The following is a 6519-nucleotide window of genomic DNA, read 5'->3' as shown; positions in this document are numbered from 1 at the left end:
GCTGGTTCTCCCCGAAATGCATTTAGGTGCAGCGTCGTGTGTTTCTTGCCGGAGGTAGAGCACTGGATAGGCGATGGGCCCTACCGGGTTACTGACCTTAGCCAAACTCCGAATGCCGGTAAGTGAGAGCGCGGCAGTGAGACTGTGGGGGATAAGCTCCATGGTCGAGAGGGAAACAGCCCAGAGCATCGACTAAGGCCCCTAAGCGTACGCTAAGTGGGAAAGGATGTGGAGTCGCAGAGACAACCAGGAGGTTGGCTTAGAAGCAGCCACCCTTGAAAGAGTGCGTAATAGCTCACTGGTCTAGTGATTCCGCGCCGACAATGTAGCGGGGCTCAAGCGTACCGCCGAAGTCGTGTCAATCCAGCAGGTAGCCCCAACGGGTGCTGGGTTGGGTAGGGGAGCGTCGTCTGCCGGGTGAAGCAGCCGCGTAAGCGAGTTGTGGACGGTTGACGAGTGAGAATGCAGGCATGAGTAGCGATTCACACGTGAGAAACGTGTGCGCCGATTGACTAAGGGTTCCTGGGTCAAGCTGATCTGCCCAGGGTAAGTCGGGACCTAAGGCGAGGCCGACAGGCGTAGTCGATGGATAACCGGTTGATATTCCGGTACCCGCTGTGGAGCGTCAAACATCGAATCCAGTGATGCTAAGCCCGTGAAGCCGCCGGCTGAGTCTTCGGACGAGGTCGGAGTGGTGGAGCCGGTGACCCGAGCTGGTAGTAGGTGAGTGATGGGGTGACGCAGGAAGGTAGTCCATCCCGGGCGGTGGTTGTCCCGGGGTAAGGGTGTAGGACGTCAGGTAGGCAAATCCGCCTGGCACATAGTCTGAGACCTGATGCCGAGCCGATTGTGGTGAAGTGGATGATCCTATGCTGTCGAGAAAAGCCTCTAGCGAGTTTCATGGCGGCCCGTACCCTAAACCGACTCAGGTGGTCAGGTAGAGAATACCGAGGCGTTCGGGTGAACTATGGTTAAGGAACTCGGCAAAATGCCCCCGTAACTTCGGGAGAAGGGGGGCCACACTCGGTGATCCGATTTACTCGGTGAGCTGGGGGTGGCCGCAGAGACCAGCGAGAAGCGACTGTTTACTAAAAACACAGGTCCGTGCGAAGCCGTAAGGCGATGTATACGGACTGACGCCTGCCCGGTGCTGGAACGTTAAGGGGACCGGTTAGCTCACTTTCGGGTGGGCGAAGCTGAGAACTTAAGCGCCAGTAAACGGCGGTGGTAACTATAACCATCCTAAGGTAGCGAAATTCCTTGTCGGGTAAGTTCCGACCTGCACGAATGGCGTAACGACTTCTCGACTGTCTCAACCATAGGCCCGGTGAAATTGCACTACGAGTAAAGATGCTCGTTTCGCGCAGCAGGACGGAAAGACCCCGGGACCTTTACTACAGTTTGATATTGGTGTTCGGTTCGGCTTGTGTAGGATAGCTGGGAGACTGTGAAGCCTGGACGCCAGTTCGGGTGGAGTCGTCGTTGAAATACCAGTCTGGTCGTGCTGGATGTCTAACCTGGGTCCGTGATCCGGATCAGGGACAGTGTCTGATGGGTAGTTTAACTGGGGCGGTTGCCTCCTAAAGGGTAACGGAGGCGCCCAAAGGTTCCCTCAGCCTGGTTGGCAATCAGGTGTTGAGTGTAAGTGCACAAGGGAGCTTGACTGTGAGACCGACGGGTCGAGCAGGGACGAAAGTCGGGACTAGTGATCCGGCGGTGGCTTGTGGAAGCGCCGTCGCTCAACGGATAAAAGGTACCCCGGGGATAACAGGCTGATCTTCCCCAAGAGTCCATATCGACGGGATGGTTTGGCACCTCGATGTCGGCTCGTCGCATCCTGGGGCTGGAGTCGGTCCCAAGGGTTGGGCTGTTCGCCCATTAAAGCGGTACGCGAGCTGGGTTTAGAACGTCGTGAGACAGTTCGGTCCCTATCCGCTGTGCGCGTAGGAGTCTTGAGAAGGGCTGTCCCTAGTACGAGAGGACCGGGACGGACGAACCTCTGGTGTGCCAGTTGTTCTGCCAAGGGCATGGCTGGTTGGCTACGTTCGGGAGGGATAACCGCTGAAAGCATCTAAGCGGGAAGCCTGCTTCGAGATGAGGACTCCCACCCACTTGATGGGGTAAGGCTCCCAGTAGACGACTGGGTTGATAGGCCGGATATGGAAGCACGGTAACGTGTGGAGTTGACCGGTACTAATAGGCCGAGGGCTTGTCCTCAGTTGCTCGCGTCCACTGTGTTGGTTCTGAAACCACGAACAACCCCATGCCATGGTCACGGTGTGGTGCGGTTGAGTGTTTCACAGTGTTTCGGTGGTCATAGCGTAGGGGAAACGCCCGGTTACATTCCGAACCCGGAAGCTAAGCCTTACAGCGCCGATGGTACTGCAGGGGGGACCCTGTGGGAGAGTAGGACGCCGCCGAACAATTCTTGATATGGAGAGCCCCCGTGCCGTTCGGCACGGGGGCTCTCTGCGTTTAGGGTCGGTTCCATGCGCTATGACCTGGTGATTTTCGACAACGACGGCGTGCTCGTCGACAGCGAGCCCCTCTCCAACAGACACCTCGCCGCCTACCTCACCGAGCTCGGGCACCCCACCACGTACGAGGACTCCATCCGGGACTACATGGGGTCGGCCATGCACCGGGTGCACGATCTCATCGAGGAGCGCACCGGGCAGCGGTTGCCGGCCGACTTCGACGACGTCTTCCACGCCCGCGTCTTCGCCGCGTTCGAGCGGGAGTTGAAGCCGGTGCCCGGAGTCGCCGGCGTACTGGAGGAGCTGGAGGCGGACGGGGTGCCGTACTGCGTGGCGTCGTCGGGGAGCCATGAGCGGATCCGGGTGGGGCACCGGGCGGCCGGGCTGGACCGGTGGTTCGACGACGGACGGATCTTCAGCTCGCAGGACGTCGGCCGCGGAAAGCCTGCCCCTGATCTGTTCCTGTACGCGGCCGAGCGGATGGGCACGGCCCCCGAGCGGTGCGTGGTGGTCGAGGACAGCCCGCTCGGTGTCCAGGCGGCCGTGGCGGCCGGGATGGACGTCTACGGGTTCACCGGGATGACGCCGGCGGAGAAGCTGAGCGGCGCCACCCGACTCTTCGACGACATGGGGGAGTTGCTCTCCCTCCTGACCGGTGACCGCGCCGAGGACTGAACACGGTTCGTCCTCGACCGGATCTACCCACCGGTACCCCCGAGCCCTACGCTCGCCGCCATGACTGATGTGCTGCGGCGCGGCAGGGCCTCGCTGGCGTTCAGCTTCGCGGTACAGGGCGTCGCCTTCGCTCTGCTCGTGACGCGCATCCCGGGCATCCAGAACCGGTACGGGGTCTCCGACGGGCTGCTGCCCGTCTTCCTCGCCGCCGTGCCGATCCTGGCCGGCATCGGCAGCGTCTCCACGGAGCGGCTGGTGCGGCGGGCGCCGCCGAGCCGGGTGCTGCGGTGGTCCCAGCCGGTCGTGCTGCTGGCGCTGCTGGCGGTGGGTGCGGGGCGGCAGATGGCCGTTCTCGCCCTGGCGCTGGCGGCGTTCGGGCTGGCGGTGGGCGCGCTGGACGCCTCGATGAACATGCTCGGGGTGAGTCTGCAGCGGGCGTACGGGCGCAGCATCATGCTGAGTTTCCACGCGGCGTACAGCCTGGGCGGGATCGTCGGGGCGTCGCTCGCCTGGGTGGGGACGCACTTCGGGCTGGCGCTGTGGATGTCGTATCTGCCGGTGGTACTGGTGCTGCTGCCGGCCGCGCTGCTGGGCAGCCGGTGGTACGTCGACGGGGAGAACCGGGCTCCCGTGAGGAAGGGCGTGAAGGGCGCGGGGGCCGGTGCGGGTGGCGGGCCGGCGTGGCTGCTGCCGTTGTGCCTGGTGATGACGGTGGCGTACATCGGGGACTCGACGGTCTCCAACTGGAGCGCGAAATACCTTCAGGACGTGCTGGGCAGCTCGGAGCAGATGGCGACCGTGCCGTACAACGTCTACATGGTCACCACGCTGCTGGGGCGGGCGATCGGGGACATGGGGGTGCGGCGCTTCGGTGCCGTGTCGGTGGTGCGGGCGGGGGCGCTGGTGGCGGCGGCCGGGTTCGCCGTGGTGGCCGGGGCGCCCGGGGTGTGGGTGGGGATGCTGGGGTTCACGCTGCTGGGGCTCGGGCTGTGCGTGCTGGTGCCGCAGACGTTCGCGGCGGCGGGGCGGCGGGCGGACGAGACGGGGCGGCCGGGGGCGTCGGACGCGGCCGTGGCGCGGCTGAACGTCTTCAACTACGTCGGTTTCCTGGTGGGTTCCCCGCTCGTCGGCGCGCTCGGTGACGTCTGGAGCCACCGCGGGGCGATGTTGGTGCCGATGGCCTTGGTGCTGGTGACGCTCGTGCACGCCCGTTCGTTCGCGCCGGGGGCCGACCGATACGGTGGCGGGCATGAGCGGTCGCGCACAGCTGATGTGGGACGAAGCAGTAACGGGCTATGACTTCGGCCGGGGCCACCCGATGGACCCGGTCCGGTTGGCGCTGACCCGCAGCCTGGTCGGCGCCCTCGGACTGGACCGTGACGTGAAGGTGGTCGCGGCGAAGGCGGCGGGGGAGTCGACGCTGCGGCTGGTGCACCGGGAGGACTACATCGACGCGGTGCGGGCCGCGTCGGCCGATCCGAGGTCGGCGGACCAGGCGTACGGGCTGGGGACGATCGACGATCCGGCGTTCGCGGGGATGCACGAGGTGTCGGCGCTGATCGCGGGGCAGTCGGTGGGCGCGGCCGAGGCGGTGTGGCGCGGTGAGGCGCTGCACGCGGTGAACTTCGCGGGCGGGCTGCACCACGCGATGCCGGGTGCCGCATCCGGGTTCTGCGTGTACAACGACGCCGCGCTGGCCATCGCCCGGCTGCTGGAGCTGGGTGCGGAGCGGGTGGCGTACATCGACGTCGACGTGCACCACGGGGACGGTGTGCAGGCGGCGTTCTGGGAGGACCCGCGGGTGCTGACGATCTCGCTGCACGAGCATCCGCGGACGCTGTTCCCGCAGACCGGGTGGCCGGAGGAGACGGGCGCCGCGGACGCGGAGGGCAGCGCGGTGAACGTGGCGCTGCCGGCGGGCACCGGGGACGAGGGATGGCTGCGCGCCTTCCACGCGGTGGTGCCGGAGCTGATCGCGGACTTCCGGCCGCAGGTGCTGGTGACGCAGCACGGGGCGGACACGCACTTCGAGGACCCGCTGGCGCACCTGGCGGTGTCGCTGGACGCGCAGCGGGCGGTGCAGGTGGCCTGCCACGAACTGGCGCACGAGCACGCCGACGGCCGGTGGGTGGCGCTGGGCGGCGGCGGTTACGCGGTGGTCGAGGTCGTGCCGAGGTCCTGGTCGCACCTGGTGGGCATCGCCGCCGGGCGGCCCGTGGAGCCGACGACGCCGGTGCCGGAGGAGTGGCGGCAGCAGGTGTACGCGCGGACCCGGCAGCCGGGTCCGTACCGGATGACGGACGGCCGGTGGCCGGTGTCGTGGGCCGCGTGGGACGCGGGGTACGACCCGGCGGACCGGCTGGACCAGGCGGTCCTGGCGACCCGGCGGGCGGTGTTCCCGCTGCGGGGGATGCTGCCCTGAGCGTCCCCGAGGGGCGGGGGTGTTACCCCGACCGTGGGGCGTGGGCCGCGTTCCGGCCCGCGGGCGCGGGCGGGTGGCGCAGCATCGCTCGCGTGGTGACCGCCGACCGCCTCCGCGCGCATCTTCTGACGGCCGGGCTCGCCGGGGTGGTGGGCACCACCCGGGAGGAGAGCCTGCGCAGCTACCGGCTGTTCGCCGCCCGGGACCCGCGGGTGCTGATCGGGCTCGACCCGGTCGGGGCGTGGGGCGAGCGGGAGGTGCTCGCGCTGATGGCGGACCGGTGCGGGGTGGCGGCGGATCCGGCCCGGACGTCGGGGCGCGAGGCCATCGATCCGGAGCGTACGCTGGCCGCCCTGGACGCACTCGCGGAACGGCTCGCGCAGGCCGCGCGGCACCGTGTTCCGGTGCTGCTGGGCACCGGGCACCCGCATCGGCTGCTCCGTTTCTACGCCGTGCTCGCAGACGCCTTGTCGGCGGCGGGATGTGATGTCCTCACCCCGGCGCAGGGTCGCTGTGTCGACATAACGACCCGGTTCGGTCTACGCACGGGCAACCTCGACTACGTACGGGGAGTCGGGCTGGTCCGGGACGCGACCGCGCAGCGCCCCGGTGGTGAGCCGGGCGCGCACACGCATTCCCCTCTCCCGGTTCGGGCCGCGCTGGCGGCCGCGGCGGACGCCGGCGGGCCGCTGCCGGGGCTGGTGATCGGGGACCACGGTTGGGTCTGCGGGGCAGGTCAGCTGGGGTTCGCGAGCGTCGGACTGGCCGATGCGAACGACCCGGCACCGTTCGTCGGGCAGGCCGAGGGGGCGGTGTCCGTGGTCGTTCCGGTTGACGACGGCGCACGGTCCGACGACTACCTGCCGCTGACCCGCTACGTACTCAATCGAGCGTGTCTGTCACAGTAGGCCGCCGATGGGTGCACCTCTTCCCCATTCGCATCAC

General features: G+C 67.1%; 4 protein-coding genes and 2 rRNA genes (1 of these 6 only partly in view). All 6 read left to right on the top strand.

Annotated elements, in window-relative coordinates; genetic code table 11:
• A 23S ribosomal RNA gene (locus C1708_RS14565) occupies positions 1-2217 on the top strand (it extends 909 nt beyond the left edge of the window).
• 89 nt (positions 2218-2306) lie between these two features.
• Positions 2307-2423, top strand: a 5S ribosomal RNA gene (gene rrf / locus C1708_RS14560).
• A 66-nt stretch (positions 2424-2489) separates the two neighbouring features.
• Complete coding sequence (locus C1708_RS14555; RefSeq protein WP_106413080.1) at positions 2490-3152, top strand: HAD family hydrolase; 663 nt, start codon at positions 2490-2492, stop codon at positions 3150-3152.
• 60 nt (positions 3153-3212) lie between these two features.
• On the top strand, positions 3213-4451 hold the full coding sequence (locus C1708_RS14550) for an MFS transporter (protein ID WP_106413079.1): 1239 nt from the start codon (positions 3213-3215) through the stop codon (positions 4449-4451).
• Positions 4402-5574 (top strand): acetoin utilization protein AcuC, encoded by a 1173-nt coding sequence (locus tag C1708_RS14545; RefSeq protein WP_106416305.1) that lies wholly within the window; start codon positions 4402-4404, stop codon positions 5572-5574. The genes C1708_RS14550 and C1708_RS14545 overlap by 50 nt, the downstream gene beginning before the upstream one ends.
• Positions 5575-5666: 92 nt before the next feature.
• On the top strand, positions 5667-6482 hold the full coding sequence (locus C1708_RS14540; protein WP_106413078.1) for a phosphatase: 816 nt from the start codon (positions 5667-5669) through the stop codon (positions 6480-6482).
• The last annotated feature ends 37 nt before the right edge of the window (positions 6483-6519 follow it).

The organism is Streptomyces sp. DH-12, from assembly GCF_002899455.1.
GTDB lineage: Bacteria > Actinomycetota > Actinomycetes > Streptomycetales > Streptomycetaceae > Streptomyces.
Note: the sequence above shows the minus strand (reverse complement) of the source record. Positions and strands in the feature narration are given on the sequence as shown.